Consider the following 742-nt stretch of genomic DNA (forward strand, 5'->3'; position numbering starts at 1 on the left):
TTCATGACCTGATAACTGCGGGCCTGTCGTGGTCCGTCATCATCACCGGATAATGCCAGCGTCGCGAGTGCCTCCTGGGCAGTCAGGCTGTCGCCGGACACCGCATCCGTCAGGCTGCTGATCCCAAGCTGGCCTGCAAGCGCACAAAAGAAAACCCGCGCATAGGCGGGTTCAAGCATCAGCGGCTCATTAAAGGCCATGCTGGCAATATGCGGGAGATTACGCAGCTCTGCTGTCACTCTTCTCCTCCTCTGTTGATTGTCGCAGCCCGGATTCAAATGCTGCAGCCGCCCAGGCGGGCGGTTTAAGACCGGCTGCACGGCGCTCCATCGTTTCACGGACCTGCTGGGCAAAAATTTCCTGATAGTCGTCACCGCGTTTTGCGCACTCTTTCTCGTAGGTACTCAGTCCGGCTTCTATCAGCATCACCGCTTCCTGAACTTCTTTCAGACCATCGATGGCCATACGACCGGAGCCTATCCAGTCGCAGTTCCCCCAGGCACTGCGGGCTTCCTGAAAACTGAAGCGCGCTTTTGAAGGTAACGTCACCACGCGGCGAACGATGGCCTCTTCCAGCCAGCACAGAAACATCTGGCTCGCCTGACGGGATGCGACGAATTTTCGCCGCCCCATAAAGTACGCCCACGACTCGTTCGCACTGGCCCGTGCCGTGGAGTAGCTCATCTGGGCGTAATTCCGGGAAAGCTGCTCATACGAGACACCCAGCCCGGCAGCGATATAC

At 58.2% G+C, this 742-nt stretch carries 1 protein-coding gene and 1 pseudogene; both read right to left on the reverse strand.

The window, feature by feature from the left end; all coding sequences use genetic code 11:
• Positions 1 to 239 (reverse strand): annotated as a pseudogene (locus CBF90_RS16110) (S49 family peptidase); the annotation flags it as partial.
• A partial coding sequence (locus CBF90_RS16115) for a phage portal protein (RefSeq protein WP_088381080.1) occupies positions 220 to 742 on the reverse strand: 523 nt, incomplete at its 5' end. The gene CBF90_RS16115 and the pseudogene CBF90_RS16110, both read right to left, overlap by 20 nt.

It is taken from the genome of Microbacterium sp. AISO3, from assembly GCF_002204305.1.
Lineage (GTDB): Bacteria > Actinomycetota > Actinomycetes > Actinomycetales > Microbacteriaceae > Microbacterium > Microbacterium arborescens.